Here is a 19278-nt window from a genome sequence, read left to right on the forward strand (position 1 = left end):
TTTTAGAGATTTTCTTTAGCGATTTTTACAATATTCTCTACACTAAAGCCAAAATGCTCAAACAAAATCTCGCCCTTACCACTTGCACCAAAACCTTGCATTCCAACCACCACATCAGCTAGTGCATACCACTCCAAACCACGACTTGCTTCAATGGCAATCACTTTACCTTTCAATAAAGAATCGCGATAGGTTTTCTCTTGTTGCATTAATAAATCATAGCTTGGCACACTCACAACTCGTGTTGCCACGCCTTGTGATTCCAACTCTTTAGCACTTCTTAAAGCAAGCTCCACTTCACTCCCTGTTGCTAACAATGTGATTTGTGGCTCTTTGCTTGATTCTTGTTTTACATAAGCGCCCTTTTTTACCTGATCTTTTGCAACCTCTCCAAAAATAGGAAGATTCTGGCGACTAAGCACAAAAGCACAAGGTCCCTCAATTTCTAAAGCAACTTGCCAACAGGCAATATTTTCATTTGCATCACTTGGACGGAAAACACTTAAATTTGGCATCGCCCTAAAATGGCTAATTTGCTCGATAGGCTGATGAGTTGCCCCATCTTCTCCCACACCAATGCTATCATGTGTCCAGATATAAAACACTTTACTTTTCATCAACGAAGCTACGCGCACACTTGGGGAAAGATAGTCACTAAAGACAAAAAAAGTAGCACAAAAAGGCAAGAATAAACCATAATTAGCTAACGCATTACTAATAGCTCCCATAGCGTGTTCGCGGATTCCAAAATGGAAATTTCTCCCCTTTGGAAAATCTCCCATTCCCTTTAATTCTGTGTTATTAGAAGGTGCTAAATCTGCACTTCCGCCGATAAATCCGGGCAGCGCATTTGCAATAGCATTAAGAATCTCTCCATTACTTGCACGCGTTGCTACACTTTTAGTCTCATCAAATTTAGGGTATGCAATCTTAGAAAAATCCGGATTTAACATCGCTTCTAATAGGGATTTCTTATCGCTTTTTGCCAAGGTTTCTTCCCACTCTTTATTGGCTAATTCTCCCAATTCTTGTGTGTTTTTAAATCGGATTCTTGCGCTATCAGAGACAAAAAATTTCATCTTAGAATCAAAGCCCAAAGCTTTTTTTGATTCTTCAATCTCACTCTCTCCAAGTGGAGAACCATGAGATTTATGAGAACCACTTAAACGAATAGAGCCTTTTGCGATTATAGTTTTAGCAATAATCAAAACAGGTTTTTTAGAATCTTTAGCCCTACTAAGTGCTGAATCAATTTGCATAAAATCATGCCCATCAATCTCTAAAACCTCCCAACCCTGAGCCTCAAAGCGTAATTTAATATTCTCACTAAAAGCAACAGCGCAATCACCCTCAATGGTAATATTATTTGAATCGTAAATTACAATAAGATTATCCAAATTATGATGCCCAGCAAGCGAACAAGATTCATAGGAGATTCCTTCTTCTAAATCCCCATCGCCACACAAACAATAAACCTTATGAGAGATTAAATCACCAAGCATATTTTGAGCAAGTTTTCCTGCCATAGCAAATCCTACTGCATTAGCAATACCTTGCCCCAAAGGACCTGTAGTTATTTCAATACCGGGAGTGTGTTTGTATTCGGGATGTCCTGGTGTTTTAGAGCCAAAACTTCTAAAGGCTTTTAAATCTTCCAAACTTACATCAAAACCCCATAAATGCAATAAACTATACACAAGCGCACTTGCATGTCCGCCACTAAAAACCAATCTATCGCGATTAATCCATTGTGGATTTTTAGGATTAAGGCGCAAATGATACCCTAAAACCACTGCAATATCAGCTAATCCCATCGGCGCACCAGGGTGTCCGCTATTAGCTATTTGCACCATATCAGCACACAAAAACCGCAAAGAATCAGCCATTAATTGATATTCTTTTAATTCACTTTGATTTAACATTTTTATCCCTTACATTTCTAAAAATTGAATGATTGCCTTACAAACTTTGCAGTTGAATAAAGCTTTTTCTTTTTGAATCTTATTATGCAATGTCAAGGGCACAAGGTGAATCTTCCCCTTACATTGACAGGTGTATTTAATTTTTTTCTCTTCATATTCCGCTTCATTGGATGACTTTTTAGGCATTGAAGATGTAATTTGACAAACACTTCGACGGAATTTTTCAATTTGCATATCTTCTCGAATAATGTGTTCTAAAAGCCATTTTTTAGCAATTACGGCTAATTTTTCTTTTAAATCATCCACATTGCGAATCTGCATAACAGAGTTTGTCATATCTCGTATAATTTCACGATGTTTTTCTCTATGTTGCTCTAAGCGAGGATAACAAATAGATTCCATATAATCTTCTTCATCTCTAAAATGTTCCTGCGTATAATTTAATAATTCCTTTAAAATTGTAACTATTTCTTCTTTTGTGGCTTTTTTATTAATCAATGCATACGCTCTACCGGCAATATCAAAAAGATGCTTGTGCTGCTCATCAATGGCATCATTATGAACACTTAATTCTTTGCTCCAAGATGGTAGCATTAGTCCTCCTCTTTCCTAACTTATTTATTTTGACTACCTCACTAAAAACCCTGAAAACATTAAATATTATATACTTTAAAAACAAAAAGGAAACTAAAAACTGCTTAAAAAAATATTTTTGATACTTTAAATTAAATAATAAATTTTATTATTTAATATTATTTTTATTTTATATAAGATATTATTTCCTTGTTAATAAATTTTATTTAAAGGATAGGTAATCTTTATGAAAAAACTTACAAATGACTTTGGAAATATAGTAGCAGACAATCAAAATTCACTTTCTGCTGGACCAAAAGGACCTTTACTATTACAAGACTATATCCTACTTGAAAAACTTGCTCATCAAAATAGAGAAAGGATACCTGAAAGAGTAGTGCATGCCAAGGGAAGCGGTGCTTATGGAGAATTAAAAATCACAGCTGATATTTCACAATTTACTAAGGCTAAAGTTTTGCAAAAAGGAGAAGTTACTCCACTTTTCTTGAGATTTTCAACTGTAGCTGGAGAATCCGGTGCAGCTGATGCAGAAAGAGATGTAAGAGGTTTTGCAATTAAGTTTTACACCAAAGAAGGCAATTGGGATTTAGTTGGAAACAACACACCAACTTTCTTTATAAGAGATGCTTACAAATTCCCTGATTTTATCCACACCCAAAAAAGAGATCCAAGAACAAATTTAAGAAACGCAAATGCAGCCTGGGATTTTTGGACATTATGTCCTGAAGCCTTACACCAAATTACAATTTTAATGAGTGATAGGGGAATTCCAGCAAGTTATCGACATATGCACGGATTTGGAAGCCATACTTATAGTCTCATCAACGATAAAGGAGAAAGGTTTTGGGTAAAATTCCATTTTAAAACTCAACAAGGCATTAAAAATTTAACCAACAAAGAAGCTGAAGAAATTATTGCCAAAGATAGAGAATCTCACCAAAGAGATTTATACAATAGTATCGAAAAAGGGGATTTCCCTAAATGGACATTCCAAGTGCAGATTTTGCCTGAAAATGAAGTGGATAAATTAGGATTCAATCCCTTTGATTTGACAAAAGTATGGCCCCATAGCATCGTGCCTTTGATGGATATTGGAGAAATGATTCTTAATAAAAATCCACAAAATTACTTTAACGAAGTAGAACAAGCCGCCTTTAGCCCAAGCAATATCGTGCCTGGAATTGGCTTTAGTCCTGATAAAATGCTCCAAGGTAGAATCTTTAGCTATCCTGATGCGCACCGATATAGAGTAGGAACTAACTATCATCTATTGCCTATTAATAGAGCAAGAAGTGAGGTTAATACCTATAATGTTGCTGGGGCTATGAATTTTGATGAGTATAAAAACAAATCAGCTTACTATGAACCAAATAGCTATGATGATAGCCCAAAAGAAGATAAAAATTATTTGGAACCAGATTTGAATTTAGAAGCTGCAGCACAACGATATGCGCCATTGGATAATGATTTTTACACCCAACCAAAAGCCTTATTTGACATAATGAATGATTCTCAAAAAGAACAACTCTTTAATAATATTGCCTCATCAATGGAAGGTGTTGAACAAAAAATCATAGACAAAGCTCTAATGCATTTTGAAAAAATTAGCAAAGAATATGCAGAGGGTGTTAAAAAAGCATTGAGTAAATAACTTTTAGAGTGAGAATTCTCACTCTAAAATCATAGCTATTAAAAATCAATTTTTTAGATTGACTAATAGATAAACAAGGATAAAATGATGAATGAAATTTCTTTAGAAGAAGAAAAGCGATTTGGAGAGCTTTGCAATATGGCTTTTAATTTTGCTAGAAATAATGAATTTGAAAATCTAAGGATTATGATAGAAGCTGGATTAAATGTTAATCTAAAAACACATAGAGGTGATACTCTACTTATGTTAGCAGCTTATAATAATTCTTTAGAAACCGCTAAAATGTTGCTTGAAAAAGGCGCCAAAGTGGATGAAAAAAATGATAGAGGACAAACCCCATTAGCTGGAGTTTGCTTTAAAGGATATCTGGATATGGCAAAATTATTAGTAAGCAATGGTGCAAATATTGATGAAAATAATGGCTTAGGAATGACTCCTTTTTCTTTTGCTATTATGTTTGGGCGTAAAGATGTCGCAAGATATCTTATGATACACTCCAAGCAAAGCCTCTTTAAAAAAATAAGTTTTTTAATTTTAAATCTTTTAAAAAAATAATCATTTTATTCTCTTCTTGACTTTAGAAATTCATAATATATAAGATTAAGTTTTTCTATACTTGCTTGCAATTCTTCAGAATGAGGAATTTGCGATTCTAATAATTCTAAGCGTTTTTGCAAATAATTAAAAAGTTGAAATTGAATATCTGGAATCTTATTTAAATCATTACTTTTACCCTTTACTACAACCTTTGCAGGAATCCCAACGGCTGTAGAATTTGGTGGCACAGAAGTAATCACGACAGAATTTGCTCCAATTTTAGAATTTGCTCCAATAGTAATATTACCCAGCACTTTAGCACCTGCTCCAATAACCACATTATCTTCTATCGTTGGGTGGCGTTTAGTTTTTTCTAAACTAACTCCGCCCAAACTCACACCTTGATAAATCGTTACCTCATTCCCCACTTCTGCTGTCTCTCCAATCACCACTCCAATTCCATGATCAATAAAAACTCTATGCCCAATTTTACAAGCAGGATGAATATCAATATTGGTAATCCATTGTGTAAAGCCCATCAAGATTCTAGCTAGAATCTTAAAGCCCTTTAAATGCAATTTATGAGCAAGTCGATAATGCACCAACGCAATTAATCCAGGGTAGTTAAAGAACAATTCAATTTTAGAATTAATCGCGGGGTCTTTTTCTAAAATAACACGAAAATCTTCTTTGATAGTCCCAAAAAGGCTTGTAGAATATTTCAATTTAACTCACCTTGGCTCTTAAATACCGTTCGTAAATAGCCATTTTCACTTAGCATAACATACAGCTGTCCCAAAACTTCTTTCTTCTCATCTTGAGGAATTTCTATGCTTTCATCAAGCTTTTGCTTAAGTCGCCTTTCAATTTCTTTGGTATCAAAATCCAAATCATCTAACACATCTAAAATCGTTTGCGCTTCTAAAAGATTCTCAATCTCATATTTTCCTTTTTCATCAAAAACCACGCTAAATTCCGTAGGGTGAGTAAAGAGATTATGTCGCATTCCAAGAACTTCTTGATAAGCCCCCACAAGAAAGAATCCCAAAAAGTATTCTTCATTATTCACATCAATGTCATGCAAAAACAAGGGGTAATTTTTATCAAAAGCAATCTCTCCATCACTATCACAAGTAATATCCCACAAACTCGCACTTCTTGTAGGGCGCTTATTTAACCTATCAAGCGGAATAACTGGAAAATTCTGCTTCAATCCCCAATAATCTGGCAAACTTTGAAAAAAGCTACAATTTAGTAGATACCGCTCCTGCACCTGCTCTTGAATCCGAATAATATCGCTATGATTCTTATGCTTTAGAATCTTAATCACTTTTTTAATAATAAGATGCACTAAAACTTCGGTATTACTCCTATCTTGTAAATCAATATAACCTAAATCAAAAAGTGTGAGTAGTGACTCCATATGCTCTAAACTATCGTGTAAATATTCAATAGCCGATTTTTCATTAATCGTATTATACAAATCCAAAAGCTCTTCTACAAGTGGAGGATTTTTGTCTTTTAAATGTAAAGCTTTTTCATCATACTCTTGTGAAAACAGCTCCAAAACAGGACTAATTAAAACGGCATGACTAGCAGAAACATAACGCCCCGATTCAATAAAAATATCAGGCTCAGGCTCTTTTTTGTTTTTGGCAATTTCTTTAAGCGTGAAAATAACATTTCCACTAAATTCCCCAAGTGTATAATTGCGATTTTGATAGGCTTCATACTGTGTGTATTCAACAGCCAAACCACCCCCAATATTCACATTATTAAGATTTTTTGCTCCCATTTTGCGCAATTCAGCATAAATATTCCCAGCTTCTCTTAAAGCTTTTTTAAGTGGTGCAATATCACTAATTTGACTGCCAATGTGAAAATGAATCATTGTAAATTGTTCTAATAACTTATTTTTTTGCAAAAGATAAATGGCTTCCACTAATTCAGTTGCAGTTAATCCAAATTTAGAATTAATTCCACCACTTTTTGCCCAAATTCCAATTCCTGTGCTATGGAGACGAATTCGCAATCCAATTTTAGGATAAGGCTTTCCCATAGCCTTTGCTACTTCAATGATTGTCTCTAGCTCATTTAATCCTTCAATAGTCAAAGTAATATCATGACCCATTTTAGCTGCAATAAAACCTAAAGAAATCATTTCTTTATCTTTAAAACCATTAACGGTAATAGGAGCATTTTCATTGGTATAAGCCATCGCAATAATAAGTTCTGACTTACTTCCAGCCTCTAGCCCATAGCAACGATTCTGTGTTTGTTCCATAAGAGGCAAAATAAAATTAGGAAAATGATTGACCTTAATGGGAAAAACTGCTTTGAATTTACCCTTGTAGTGATATTCTTTAATAGAATTTTCAAAATGTGAGAAGATTTTTTCAACTTGTTTCTTCATTAAATGAGGAAATCGAATGAGTAAAGGACCGCGATATCCTTCCTCGCGCATTTGTTTAACAATATCAATTAGTGCAGGTTTATTACCAAAATTAACTTTAACCTTACCATCTTCAATAATAAAATCATCATTTGCCCAATAATGAATACCATAATCTACCATATAACTTCCCTTACAGAATTAAATAAGGCAAATTTTAGCATAAGTCCATTACAAAGCAAATAGAATAATCAATAAAAAAGGCTAAGCCATAATATCTAGCAAACTTTGATACATAGAATCAGCTGTTTGCATACTTACTGCATTAGCCTCTACACCATTTTGTGCTGTTATGGTATTAGCTGTGCTTTGAGTTAAATCTGTATTTGAAGTCTCCAAAGTTGCATTTTGCACATTAGCACTAATTCCGCTTTGAGCGCTAGAAAAAGCGTTATATCCTGAATAACTATTCATTGAAATTGGATCCATTTAGCATCTCCTTATTTATGTAAAAGCATTATACTACTAAATTCCAAAAGAATCTACTAAAATTTTATTTTAGCGATAATATTTTCTTAGTTTTTCATCAAGTGGAGATAATAATCGATAAAATGCTGGCACCACAAGCAAACTAAGAATCATTGATACTAGCAAACCACCAATTACAGCAATTCCCATAGGAGACTTTATCCCACTTCCAGCACCACCTGCTAAGGCTAGAGGCAACATTCCAAAAATCATTGCAATAGTTGTCATTAAAATTGGTCGCAACCGAGTTTCCCCTGCTTTAATAATAGCATTCTCTAACTCCATACCCCCTCTGTGTTTTTCATTAGCCACATCAATGATTAAAGTTGCATTTTTACCCACAAGTCCCATAAGCAGCATAAGCCCCATAATGCTAAACAAACTAAGCGATTCTCCACTAATAAAAAGCCCCAAAAAAGCCCCTGTAAAACTCAAAGGCAAAGTAATCATAATAATTAAAGGCTGAATGAGTGATTCATATAAAGCTGCTAAAATAAAATAAATCAAAACAAACGCCATAGTCATTGCCACAACAAAAGCTTCATTAGTTTCTTGCATATATTTAGCATAACCCTCAATCTTATAATGGACGCCAGATTCTAACCAAGAATCTTTATTTTCTTCCAAAAAATTTGTAGCCTCACCCAAACTGATATTTTCTGCTAAATTAGCATACACCATCACGCTTTTTTGCCTATCATAATGCCTAATTGTAGTAACTCCCCCTACTTCTTTAATCTCCACAATCCCTTCTAAAAATACATTTTCTCCTTTTGCATTGCGTAAGGTAAGAGTTTTTAAGTCTTTTATTTGATTTCTTTTGGGGGCTAACAACACAATATTATATTCCTTGCCATTTTCACGATAATAAGAAATTTCTTGCACACCACTAAAAGCACCATTGATTACCAAAGCGATTTCTTGAGCGCCAAATCCATACTGACTTGCCAAAGCGCGGTTGATAGTGATTTCTAATTGTGGCGTTTGGGGTTTAATATTTGTGTGAATATCTTTGTATTTTCCACTTTGCTCCATAAAGCTAGTGATTCTCTCCACACTTGTTTGCAAAGCAGTATTATCTAGTGAATAAAGTGCTAATTGAAGTGGCGAATCATCTTCTCCTAAGCTAATTTGAGGAATCTCAATTAAAGCAATTTCTAAATCAAATTGCTTTGTATAATCTGCATAAACTCCTCTTAAAAACTGCATTACTTCTTGCAAATCTCTTTCTCTTTTATTATAAGGCACTAAACGCACATAAATTTTTGCTTCATAAATCTTTTTTTCTGCTGTATAACCAATCTTTAAAATGCTATATTCCACCTCTTTTTCTTGATTTAATCGCTCTTGTATAGCCAAAGCTTGTTTTTGCATTGCTTCTAGCGAGATTCCAGGCTTAGCAGTGAGATTAATATCAAATTCTGCCTTATCTTCTGAGGGCAAAAACTCTACTCCCAGTCGCGTAATCAAAAGGAGTGAAACCACAAAAATACTTACAATACTTAAAATCACAAAAGCTTTATGGGCTAACACCCATTTAAGAATCCGCACATATAGCAATTCTAAAGCCTTGAAATATTTCTCTGTTTGAAGATAAAAAGCGCTTTGTGTGTGATTAGCAACCCTTGAGCTTAACATAGGGATAAAGGTAATAACCACAAAAAAAGAAATAATAATACAAGCACCAAGACTAATACCAAAAGAAACAAAGAATCGTCCCGTGATTCCACCCATATTTGCAATAGGCACAAAAACTGACAAAAGCATTGCAGAAATAGCTATTAGTGCAAAAATAATTTCCTTAACCCCCATTAATGCTGCTTCTTTACGCGACATTCCTCCTTCAATTTTTTTATAAATATTTTCAATTACCACAATAGCATCATCAATAATAATCCCAATTGCCAAAGTAATTGCTATTAATGTTGTGAGATTTAAAGTCATACCCCAATAATACATAAACGCAAAAGTTCCCATAATAGAAGCAGGAATACTCAAACTTGCAATCCAAGTCATTGAAACATTACGCAAAAAGAAAAACACTACAAAAACTGCCAAAAATGCACCCAAAATCAAATCAAGCTCCACCGCCCAAATCGTGTCTTTGATATAAGTAGTCGTATCTCTTAAAAGCGTTAAATTGTATTTTGGGCTACTTTCTTGCAAACTTGGCAGAATCTCTCTAATAGCATCTGTGATTTCAATCTCATTTGCCCCTGAAATCTTTTGTATTTCAAGCAAGATTCCACTGCCTTGAATATCTTTAGAAAGCAAGTTTGCAAAGCTTCTTTGCTCTTCTGTAGAATCTTCAATCTTAGCAATATCACTTAGCTTAATATTATCTCCCACAAGAATATCACCTAATTCTTTTAAATTATTAGAATCAGCTTGTGTGAGAATCTTCCATTCCTTATCTTTAGCGATGATTCTGCCTCCATCAATTTCTACATTTTGTGCGCCAATAGCCCTTGTTAAATCCAAATAAGTCAAGTTGTATTGATTGAGCAAAGTAGGATTAGGTATGATTTTAATCTCTCTTTCTAAAAATCCAACCAAATTAACCTTGCCCACGCCTTTGATACGTTGTAACAAAGGCTTAATATTCCAATTTGTATGCGTATTTATTTCTAAAAGTTCTTTTTCATTGGTAATTGGAGTTTTAGATGATACAAAAAGCGAAATAATAGGCGCACCACCAACATTAAATTTTTCAACCACAGGAGATTTCACTTCACTTCCAAAGCTAACAGATAGCACCTTATCGCGCACATCATTAGCTGCAATTTCAAGGGGCTTTTCTAGCTCAAACTCCGCAACCACCACGCTCACGCTATCGCTACTATTAGAAGTGATTTTCTTTAGCGATTCAATCCCGCTAATGGCTTCTTCAATCTTTTCTGTTACCTTGCTCTCAACAATCTCAGGATTAGCCCCAGGATAAAGCGTGGTAATGGTAATCACAGGAATATCAACATTAGGATAAAGTGAAACACTAAGTCTTTTTAGAGCATCTATACCAAAAAATATCAACGCCAAAACAAACATTAAAGTTGCAATGGGTCGCTCTATTGCTATTTTTGACATTATTGCCCCAAAATCAAACCATCACCAAAGATTCCAGAGGGCAAATCTCTTTTTAAGAGCGCCTCTGCTTTTGCCTTCTTGGTTTTCATATCAATACTAGGATAGATTTTTGTGAGAATTAAAGGGTCTTTTTGTGCAATATTTTGGAGTTTGTATTGAAATTTATCACCAACTTTGACTTGACTAAAATACTGCGAATCAAACTCAATCATTGCCTTTTTTTGCTTGGATTCTAATACAAAAAGTTTGCTTGAAATAGCCCCCACACCATCACCCACTTCAACAAATTTATTACTAATAACACCACTAAAGGGGGCATATAGGATAGTTTTATCCAAAAGCTCTTTTTGCAAATCATAGTTAGCTTGTGCTTTTTTAAACGCATAAAGACTAGATTGGTATTGAGATTGTATTCTTTCAAAAGTGTTTTTATCAATCACATTTTTAGAGGATTGATAACGCTTGTATTGAGATTCTAAAAAATTATATTCAATTCTAGCAGAATCCAAAGTTGCCTTGGCAATTTTCACATTTTCTTGCAAATCCTTTGCTTTAAGTGTGAGTAATTTCTCCCCTTTTTCAACAAAATCTCCCACTTCTACAAAAATCTCTTCTATAACGCCATTACTAGCTAAACTTAAAGTGGCACTTTGAGTAGCTTGGATATTAAAAGTCGCATAAATCCCCTCTCCAAATAATGGCAAAAAACATAAAATACTGATTAAAATTTGCCTCATAAAAACTCCTCTAGATTCTCACCATTAGAATAAAGAAATTCTGCCTTTTTAATCTCATAATCAAAACGCGCTTCATCATAAAAAGATTGTGCGTTAAAAAGATTTGAAAGTGCTTTTAGGTATTGTGTGTAGTCAATCAATTGTGAATTAAATTTTTCTTTTGCATAAGTATAGGCTATGGAAGCAGAAGTGAGTGCAGAAAAAGCCCATTGAATTTTTTCTTTTGCAGTTTCAAGGGCACTTTGGGCGATGATGCGCTCCCTTTTTTGAGAATCTTTTTGATGAGCGTATTCAAAGTTAGCTGCTAAGGCTTGTAAATGGGCTGATTCTTTGGCTTTTAGTGTCGCAAAAGAATCAAATAACACAAAAGAAACACTAACCCCAAAAATATTTTGATACTTAGGATCTTCAATAGAAATAGGAAAAGGAAGCATTGGAATATTGCGATTATGGTATTGATAGTTTGTGTAGCGATTGCTTAAGGCAATGGTTGGCAAATAAGTGTATTGCGTGGAAACATTTTCTAGGCTTTTGACATAATGGAATTGTGCTTGTAAATCTGCCCTTTGTTTTTGTGGTGTTTGAGCAGAAATTTCTTTAATATTTACCAAATCATCTAAAAGAAAATTCTCTACTCCGCTTAAAAGACTTATTTGTTCTTTACGAGCTTCTAGAGCTAAATCAATATTTTCTAATTGATAAGAATTTTGTGCGAACTGCGATTTAATCGCCTCTAGCGTATCTTGTGAAGCAAGTCCAGATTCAAAAAAAGTCTGATATTTGATAATGCTTTGTTCTAATTCATTTTGCTGGCTTAAAAGTGCTTTGCGTTTTGATTTTAGGCTTAGGGCTTGAAAATATTCTTGAATGATTTTCAAAAAAATCTGCTGCTTCGTGCTTAAGGCAGAAAATTCAGAAGCTTTGATTTTATGGTCTTGAATCGAAAATTTCCCTTCTCTTTTTAATCCATCAAACAAAAGCCAAGAAGCTTCAACAAAAGGTCCATTTACGCTTTTGGGATAAAAAAGGTCTGGATTATTGATATTTTGATAGGCATAGCCCACTTCAACTTTGGGCAAATATCCAGAATAAAGCGCCTTTTTTTCTTCCTTTAGGGCTTGAGTTTGGTAATTTTTTGATTCTAGCAGGGGATTATTATTAGCATTAATAATAAGAGATTTTAGAGGATTTGCAGATATATCTATACAAAAAAGACAAAAAACCATTAAAGACATTATCTTTTTTGACATTTTTCCCCTTTGATTATCAAGATTCTATTGAAAATATTCCTATGCAATTTCTCAAGAATTGTATCTAAAAATCCTCCAAAATAAAACTTTCATTAACAAATTATCTCAACAAGAAAAACAAATATTCAAAACAAAATATTTTCACTCTTAAACACAAAGTCAAAGCTATGTCAAAACAATACTTGAATTTATAAAAATTAATTTTTTGCAATATCAATTAGAATTATTAAGCCCCCAATAAAGAGCAAAAATATGCTCTTTATTATTTAACTAAAACAAGTTGTCCAATTTGAACCGCATAAAACATCTCCTGCGCAAATCGTATCAGCACTAGCTTGCATGATTTGCTCTATACTTAAATCTACTTGCATACTACCTCCTTTCTTAAGATATGTTTGTAAAACCATTGTTTTTTATTTCTATGATTTTTTCATTTTGAGAATTTATCCTATTATCTTGCACGATAACACCATCAAAATCATTTTTATTTATGTTTATATTTGCATTGTTTGCTTTGATTTCGTATTTTAATGTTTCTTTATTTGCCTCTAATTTTATAATTCCTGAATTTGTTTTTAAATATAGCCTTTCAAATGCTTTTTCACTACTAAAATTTAGTGTATTTGCTTTAATATGACATTGTTTTATATATTCTAAAATATTTATATTTGCTGTGTTGATTTTTGTTTCAAATTTATTTAATGAAGCTTTTATTATCAATTGTGATTTGTTTGATTTTAGCGTTAAATTACTATTTTGTGGCATATAAATTTTAATATCAGATACATTTTGTTCTTTTTCTACTATGCTCTCTTGTATAAAATTTAAAAAACTTTCTAATGATTTTATACCCTTCAATTTTTTAGAATTTACGATAGAAAGCATATTTTTTTCATCACACTCTATAATTAAACCTTCATCATCGCTTTGAAAATCCACAAAAGCATTATTTTCGGTATTTAAAATTTCTATATTTGCTTTTATTTTTAAATCTAAAATCAAATCATTTTGTGAAAAATTAAAAATTTGCTTCATGTTAATTTCCTTTTTAGAAGTTCTTTTTGTTTTATGATTTTTTCTATTATTAACTTTTCATCTTCGGGTTTTATAGGACAAATTTTTCTTTGACTAATAAAGTTTTTTAGCACACAAGCTTTACCCATACATTGAAAAAAGAAAAAGCATTTTTCACAAGTTTCAGAAAATTCTATATTTTCTTTCCAATTTTTAATTTTCTCTTTATTCAATCTCAAACCATTGTTCAAATTTCCGAAATAATTATAATCTTGTTCTAATGCTATGGTACATTTTAGTATTTTCATGTCAGGATTTATAGTATAATTTGAAGCCTTTGAAGCATAACAAATCATCCCACCAATTTGCGTATACAAAGATATATCACCCAATAAAAATCCACTTTCTAATGCTTGCATTTCCCAAGTGTGTTTTATATTCTCTTTATCATCATAATATGCTGCTAAGTTTTCTTTTGTGACCCTATTATTTGCACTAGAATACAAGCCAATAGCCCTAAATATCAAACTGAATCTAAAATCATTTTTTAAAAAAGAGATATTTTTGAAAAATTGCTCTCTCGGTTCGTTGCCAGAATTGCTTTTATTAAAATTGCAACGCAAAATAATATTAAAATTATCCTGCAGCTTACTAATTTCTTTAAGATTATTTAGTATAGTTTCATAAGTTCCTTGTTTATTTGTTAGAGGTCTTAATTTATCATGAGTTTCTTTTGTGCCATCTATGGTGATTTGAAATGTTTTTATATTTTTATCTATTAAATTTTTAAATTTATCTTCTGTCAATAAGTATCCATTGGTAGTCATAGAAGCCGAATGTTTTATATTTTGAATTTTCTCTTGAAAATTTATAATCCAATTATAATTTAAAAGAGGTTCGCCGCCAAAATACTCTATGTGGATTTGCTTGTTTTTATTTTCTTGTAAAACCATGTAAATTTGATCGCTATGCAAAGATGAAAATCTTGTTTTATCATTGTGATTCTCATAACAATAAACGCAATTAAAATTACAAGCACAACCTGCTGGCAAAAGGATTAAATGTAAGCTATTTTGTTCTTTTTTTAGTTGTGCTTGGTAATGTTCTTGATATATTTTTTTATCAAAACTTGTATTTATAAAATAATTTTTAATCAAAAAATCAACATCTTCTTTTTTAAAATCATCACTGAAAATAATGGTATTATCTTTGATTTGTTTTATGTATTTTTTATCGACATTTACACCTATACCATTAAAGAAATTATGAAAATAATAACTTAAATCCTTTTCTAAAATACTAGTTTGATTAAAAATTTTATAATCCAAAAATAATCTCCTTGATTAAAATAAACTGGTGATTTTACAAAAAAATAAATAAATCAAGCTAAAGACTGCTTAAAAATCGGTAATCTTAATGCTAAATTTCTTGATTAAAATCTAAATAATCTTTCAACATCATTTCAAGTTTTGATTTTAATGTTAAAGGTTTTAGAATCTTTATATAAGGTATCCATTGTTTTACCACATTTAAAAGCTCATCATCATAAGAAAAACGCACATTCAAAATAAAATATTTTTCATCCTCATCTACTATTTCACAATATTCAAATAATTTTTTTCTAAAAAAATAATCTTTTCCCTTTTTATCTAGCTTGATTGTCGCTTCTTTGGTCGCATTAAGCCAGATGCTTGCATCCTCTTTGATTTGTTGTAAAAATTCTTGCTGTGGGGTAAAATTCTGCTTTGTAATTTTTAGATTCTTTATCTTGCTTAATGCAAAATGCTTTAACTTGCCCTTTTCATCGACTAAAACATACCAAATCCCTTTATTATTAATAAGCTTATAGGGATTAACCTCACGATTCTTATCTTTATCTTTATAGACAAAACTCAAAACATTATGCTTCACAATAGCTATACTTATGGATTCAAATAATTCATAACTCACTTTTTCAAAGCCTTCATTTTTTACCATAAAAACGCTATTTACTTTAGAGTTTAGCAAATCTGTTATAAAATCCTTATCCAGTTTTGGATAAAGCTCTTGAATCCCGCTTAACATAGCAAAATTTTGTATATCTTTAAAACTAAGCTTACCAAGAACAAAAGATTCCAAAAAATACTTGCCATTTTCTTTTTTGATAGGCATAAAAGAAAGTCTTTGGTTTAAATCTCTTTGTATAGTTCTAATATCTACGCCAAACTCACTTGCTAACTCTTCTAAACTAAACTTTCCCCCATCATTAAAACGCATTAAAATTTGTGCTAAACGCACTGCAAGTTTATCGTGGGTCATATTAAACCTTTTTAATTACAGAAATAATTTTACTTATCAAGCTTGTATCTTTTTTGCCACTACACTTATCGCAGAAAAAATCACTTGGATTTAAACAATCGCTCTTAGGAGCACAAAAAAACATTTTTCCGCACTTTGGGCATTTTTTAAGAAAAGGCTTTGGTCTTATCATTTTTATCCTTTTTATTTGAATTTATACTCTAATGCGCGTTTTAAAATGCTAGTATTTTCTATACCTAAAATTAGGCTTCTAATTTTTAGCGTCTGTTCCAAAGTGGGCGATTTTGTATGCACTGCATGATTTCGTATTATTTGAAATTTATCTAAGGTTTTATTAAATTCATAATTGATAAAGCCTTTTATATCCTTGTCTAAAAGCTCTTGAATTTCTTTATTTTTAAATAAAAATTTAATTGTTCCAAGATTAGGTTTGCTGATGAAAAACTGCTTAAAGTCAAATTCCCTTCCTTGCACACTATAACTTATAGACAAAAGATGAGAATTCCGTTCGATAAGTTTTGAAAATATTTTTTTGGCAAAATCATATACTTCATATTCTATAGTTTTAGAGTATTTTACTATTATTGAAGTAAAGTCATAAAGTGGATTTTCTAAGTTTTCTTGTAGTTCTAGCTCTGCTAGGATAAGGTTATTGATGCTATCAGGATGTAGCGCATAAAAAAACCTTTTGCCAAAGATAAATTGTATAAAATTTTCTTGCATTTTTAAATATTCTTGATTTTTATAGACACTTAGATAATATTTATTTGTTTCATCATAAAAATAATTAATTTCTTCTTTTTGTTTGACTACTAAAGGATAGATATAATTGTTTCCATAAATGGCATAAGTGTGATTATTTGCGGTTATAAAATTTGCCAAAAATTTATCCCTTAAGAGTGTGAAATTTTCTCTTACCAATTCTCTTAAATCTGTGATTAAGAAATAATCTTCCACTTTTAGATTCTTTTCTTGATAGTATTTTGGAACAATATTTTCATCTACTTCTTTACTTGCTTTTATTACCTTTGCAACAAATAAATTTGCATAATCGCTTAAGAAAAGTTGCAAAGGATTACTAGGAGAGATATTTTCACAAACTTCTTGCAATAACTCATTATTTAACTTTTGATTTTTATCTAGCTCTATCTCCCCGCTAGATTCTTTAAGCTTGGATTCTACCTTGCCAAATGCTACCTGACCTTTGTCTAGCAAAATTTCCAAATGCAATTTTATAACATCTTGCTGATAGTAAGGATTATAGAGAATTAAGAGATTTTGCTTCACAATCATTCAATTTCGCTCAAATTTTCTTTATTTTCTAAGCTTAAAGAATCAAGCTTTTCATCTATTTCATTAAAAAATTTATTATATTTACGGATTCTTTCTCTTAGAGTCGAGTCTGTAAAATAAAGATAATTTATTACACTAAAACACTCAAATAAAACGATAAATTGCAAGATAAAATCATTTAAAAACCTAATTTCACTCTCATGGTTTTTTGTAAAACCTTCAAGATCACTAGCTTTTATATAACTTTCTTCAAGTCTTGAAAATATCTCATCTACATTAGCACAAAGCTCTAAGGCTTTTTTATTGTAAGCATCTAGCTTTTCTACTAGCACTTCTTTATCACTTTCTCTGCATAAAAAATACATATAAGAAATTATTTTTTCCTTAAAGGTATTAAGATTATCTTCTCCTATAATCCTATAATTGCTTTTTTCATCATTCCCAATTCTTGGATAAAGATCTATATAATCTTTTACTAGTCCGATTAAATTTTCTATATCTACTCCGCTATTTTCTTTATTTTTTAAAATTTTTACATATTCATCGCACCCGCAATTTATTTGTAGAATTTCATCTAATTTTAAATAATTTATTTCATCTAAAAATATAATTAAATCATTGATTAAATTTAAAATTTCCACATTTGCTTCATTGCTAAGAAATTCTCCTTCTTCATCTCTGGTAAATTGTCCTACTAGTAGATGGTTATGAGAAAACTCCCGAAACATTCCTTGATAACACATAATTATTTTTTCTCCTTTAAAATCAATAAAGCTTTTTCTTGCAAAAAGTCTTTGTATTGTTTTTCTTGTTTAAGTTTTTTATATAACTTTAGCCTTAGTATTTTTTGTAATTTTATTTGCTCAAGCTTATATTTAAATTTTTTAATTTTATCTTTTAAAATTCTTCTAACTTTTATAATTAGTGTTTTTTTAAGCTCAAACTTAAAAAATTTATTCATAATATCATCATCATCACCACCAAGCCATTCTTTATGGCAAATAAAAATTTTAAAATCCAAAAAATTCTGTTTTACTTCTAGCTTGATTTTAGGGTAAAATTTAGAAAAATAAGATTCTAAAAAATTCTCTGTAATTTCTTCTAAAATTGCTAGATTCTTTTTGTATTTTTTCTCTAAATTCAAGAGTTTTTTACCTTCAAGTGTAAATCTTAAACTAGAAAACCTAAGATTATGATAGTAACAAGTGCCTTGTTTAATTGTATTTGCATTGTTACATCTTATAATAAAATATTTCATCTTTGCTCCAAAAATTTCAAAGCTATATTCTGAAAAGATAAATTACTCAAAAGCTCTATTTGCAATAATTGTTTTTTATCAAGCTCTTGTATGCTTTTAAGCTTTTCTAATTCTTGAATTTTATTTTCGATGATACTTAGCTTTGAGTCGTTTTTATCTTTGATCTTTTCACTAATGATGGCAAAAGTTTCATTAAAATTTATCACCAATTCGTTTTTTAAAGATCTTAAGGCACAAGATATTGCTTCATTAGTTAAGCTTTCTATGCTTTCTTGTCTGTTTTGGTTATTTTCTATGCTTAGAGCATTTTTCCATTTATCATTGCTTAGGCTGATTTTTTCATTCAATGTACTTTTAAAAACACTTTTAATCTCCCTTGAACATTTAGAATAGCTTCTATCCAGCACCGAAGTTGTTATGTTTTTATCTTCTAAAAGCTCTTTTAGGTTATCAAAATACTCTTCTATAAAATCATCAATTCCTTCTTGAATTTTATAAGAATTATCTAAAACTTCATTTTTAATTCTTGTAAGAGAAGTGCCAATACGCATTTCTTCTTCAAAGCTTGTTTTTGCATTTAAAGCCCTTATTTTGGCTAGTTCTTGGATTTCTTTTTTTCCACTTTTGTATAATCTTATAGCATCTGGCAGGTATTTTAAAGCCACCATTGCAGCTTTTTTAAGCCAAGGAATTATCATTGGTGGAATAGGTATCACTTTT

The 19278-nt window shown here is 31.4% G+C and carries 17 protein-coding genes; 2 read left to right on the plus strand and 15 right to left on the minus strand.

All coding sequences use genetic code 11. From position 1 onward, the window contains the following. Positions 1-2 precede the first annotated feature (2 nt). Entirely contained in the window at positions 3-1922 is a 1920-nt protein-coding gene (tkt, locus tag CCY98_RS03055; protein ID WP_112057129.1) for a transketolase, read from the minus strand. A gap of 9 nt (positions 1923-1931) precedes the next feature. Next, positions 1932-2516, minus strand: a complete 585-nt coding sequence (locus CCY98_RS03060; RefSeq protein WP_112057130.1) for a hemerythrin family protein — start codon at positions 2514-2516, stop codon at positions 1932-1934. A 226-nt stretch (positions 2517-2742) separates the two neighbouring features. Here CCY98_RS03060 and CCY98_RS03065 point away from each other — a divergent pair, with 226 nt between their 5' ends. Both CCY98_RS03065 and CCY98_RS03070 read left to right on the plus strand, forming a co-directional pair. Continuing rightward, the gene (locus CCY98_RS03065; protein ID WP_112057131.1) at positions 2743-4167 is read left to right on the plus strand and encodes a catalase; all 1425 of its coding nucleotides are present in this window, start codon (positions 2743-2745) and stop codon (positions 4165-4167) included. Between the two features lie 87 nt (positions 4168-4254). Continuing rightward, on the plus strand, positions 4255-4722 hold the full coding sequence (locus CCY98_RS03070; protein ID WP_005021968.1) for an ankyrin repeat domain-containing protein: 468 nt from the start codon (positions 4255-4257) through the stop codon (positions 4720-4722). 5 nt (positions 4723-4727) lie between these two features. Here the strand turns inward: CCY98_RS03070 and cysE are convergent, their stop codons facing one another. The 13 genes from cysE to CCY98_RS03135 form a co-directional block, all read right to left on the minus strand. Further along, a complete protein-coding gene (gene cysE / locus CCY98_RS03075) occupies positions 4728-5429 on the minus strand; it encodes a serine O-acetyltransferase (RefSeq protein WP_112057132.1) in 702 nt (233 codons plus the stop codon). Then, entirely contained in the window at positions 5426-7279 is a 1854-nt protein-coding gene (gene speA, locus CCY98_RS03080; RefSeq protein WP_112057133.1) for an arginine decarboxylase, read from the minus strand. The genes cysE and speA overlap by 4 nt, the downstream gene beginning before the upstream one ends. 81 nt (positions 7280-7360) lie before the next feature. After that, the gene (locus CCY98_RS03085) at positions 7361-7585 is read right to left on the minus strand and encodes a flagellar basal body rod C-terminal domain-containing protein (RefSeq protein WP_112057134.1); all 225 of its coding nucleotides are present in this window, start codon (positions 7583-7585) and stop codon (positions 7361-7363) included. A gap of 69 nt (positions 7586-7654) precedes the next feature. Then, entirely contained in the window at positions 7655-10708 is a 3054-nt protein-coding gene (locus CCY98_RS03090; protein WP_112057135.1) for an efflux RND transporter permease subunit, read from the minus strand. After that, the gene (locus CCY98_RS03095) at positions 10708-11445 is read right to left on the minus strand and encodes an efflux RND transporter periplasmic adaptor subunit (RefSeq protein ID WP_112057136.1); all 738 of its coding nucleotides are present in this window, start codon (positions 11443-11445) and stop codon (positions 10708-10710) included. The genes CCY98_RS03090 and CCY98_RS03095 overlap by 1 nt, the downstream gene beginning before the upstream one ends. Next, the gene (locus CCY98_RS03100; RefSeq protein ID WP_112057137.1) at positions 11442-12695 is read right to left on the minus strand and encodes a TolC family protein; all 1254 of its coding nucleotides are present in this window, start codon (positions 12693-12695) and stop codon (positions 11442-11444) included. Before CCY98_RS03100 ends, CCY98_RS03095 begins: the two co-directional genes overlap by 4 nt. 384 nt (positions 12696-13079) lie before the next feature. After that, positions 13080-13730, minus strand: coding sequence for a hypothetical protein (locus tag CCY98_RS03105; RefSeq protein WP_112057138.1), 651 nt, complete (start codon positions 13728-13730; stop codon positions 13080-13082). Next, positions 13727-15037 carry a radical SAM protein gene (locus CCY98_RS03110; protein WP_112057139.1) on the minus strand — a complete coding sequence of 437 codons (1311 nt, stop codon included), beginning with the start codon at positions 15035-15037 and terminating at the stop codon, positions 13727-13729. Before CCY98_RS03110 ends, CCY98_RS03105 begins: the two co-directional genes overlap by 4 nt. A 91-nt stretch (positions 15038-15128) precedes the next feature. Further along, positions 15129-16007 carry a YafY family protein gene (locus CCY98_RS03115; RefSeq protein WP_112057140.1) on the minus strand — a complete coding sequence of 293 codons (879 nt, stop codon included), beginning with the start codon at positions 16005-16007 and terminating at the stop codon, positions 15129-15131. Between the two features lie 183 nt (positions 16008-16190). Then, complete coding sequence (locus CCY98_RS03120) at positions 16191-17300, minus strand: HP0729 family protein (RefSeq protein ID WP_112057141.1); 1110 nt, start codon at positions 17298-17300, stop codon at positions 16191-16193. Continuing rightward, on the minus strand, positions 17297-17941 hold the full coding sequence (locus CCY98_RS03125; protein ID WP_146743780.1) for a hypothetical protein: 645 nt from the start codon (positions 17939-17941) through the stop codon (positions 17297-17299). The genes CCY98_RS03120 and CCY98_RS03125 overlap by 4 nt, the downstream gene beginning before the upstream one ends. A gap of 104 nt (positions 17942-18045) precedes the next feature. Further along, complete coding sequence (locus CCY98_RS03130; RefSeq protein ID WP_112057143.1) at positions 18046-18558, minus strand: hypothetical protein; 513 nt, start codon at positions 18556-18558, stop codon at positions 18046-18048. Beyond that, complete coding sequence (locus tag CCY98_RS03135) at positions 18555-19274, minus strand: hypothetical protein (protein WP_112057144.1); 720 nt, start codon at positions 19272-19274, stop codon at positions 18555-18557. Before CCY98_RS03135 ends, CCY98_RS03130 begins: the two co-directional genes overlap by 4 nt. Between the last annotated feature and the right edge of the window lie 4 nt (positions 19275-19278).

The organism is Helicobacter sp. 11-8110 (assembly GCF_003288905.1).
Lineage (GTDB): Bacteria > Campylobacterota > Campylobacteria > Campylobacterales > Helicobacteraceae > Helicobacter_D > Helicobacter_D colisuis.

Excerpts from the sequence above, each read along its gene's own strand:
- tkt (WP_112057129.1), bottom strand. The coding sequence starts at position 1,922 with ATGTTAAATCAAAGTGAATTAAAAGAATATCAATTAATGGCTGATTCT.
- CCY98_RS03060 (WP_112057130.1), bottom strand. The coding sequence starts at position 2,516 with ATGCTACCATCTTGGAGCAAAGAATTAAGTGTTCATAATGATGCCATT.
- CCY98_RS03065 (WP_112057131.1), top strand. The coding sequence starts at position 2,743 with ATGAAAAAACTTACAAATGACTTTGGAAATATAGTAGCAGACAATCAA.
- CCY98_RS03070 (WP_005021968.1), top strand. The coding sequence starts at position 4,255 with ATGAATGAAATTTCTTTAGAAGAAGAAAAGCGATTTGGAGAGCTTTGC.
- speA (WP_112057133.1), bottom strand. The coding sequence starts at position 7,279 with ATGGTAGATTATGGTATTCATTATTGGGCAAATGATGATTTTATTATT.
- CCY98_RS03085 (WP_112057134.1), bottom strand. The coding sequence starts at position 7,585 with ATGGATCCAATTTCAATGAATAGTTATTCAGGATATAACGCTTTTTCT.
- CCY98_RS03090 (WP_112057135.1), bottom strand. The coding sequence starts at position 10,708 with ATGTCAAAAATAGCAATAGAGCGACCCATTGCAACTTTAATGTTTGTT.
- CCY98_RS03095 (WP_112057136.1), bottom strand. The coding sequence starts at position 11,445 with ATGAGGCAAATTTTAATCAGTATTTTATGTTTTTTGCCATTATTTGGA.
- CCY98_RS03100 (WP_112057137.1), bottom strand. The coding sequence starts at position 12,695 with ATGTCAAAAAAGATAATGTCTTTAATGGTTTTTTGTCTTTTTTGTATA.
- CCY98_RS03105 (WP_112057138.1), bottom strand. The coding sequence starts at position 13,730 with ATGAAGCAAATTTTTAATTTTTCACAAAATGATTTGATTTTAGATTTA.
- CCY98_RS03115 (WP_112057140.1), bottom strand. The coding sequence starts at position 16,007 with ATGACCCACGATAAACTTGCAGTGCGTTTAGCACAAATTTTAATGCGT.
- CCY98_RS03120 (WP_112057141.1), bottom strand. The coding sequence starts at position 17,300 with ATGATTGTGAAGCAAAATCTCTTAATTCTCTATAATCCTTACTATCAG.
- CCY98_RS03130 (WP_112057143.1), bottom strand. The coding sequence starts at position 18,558 with ATGAAATATTTTATTATAAGATGTAACAATGCAAATACAATTAAACAA.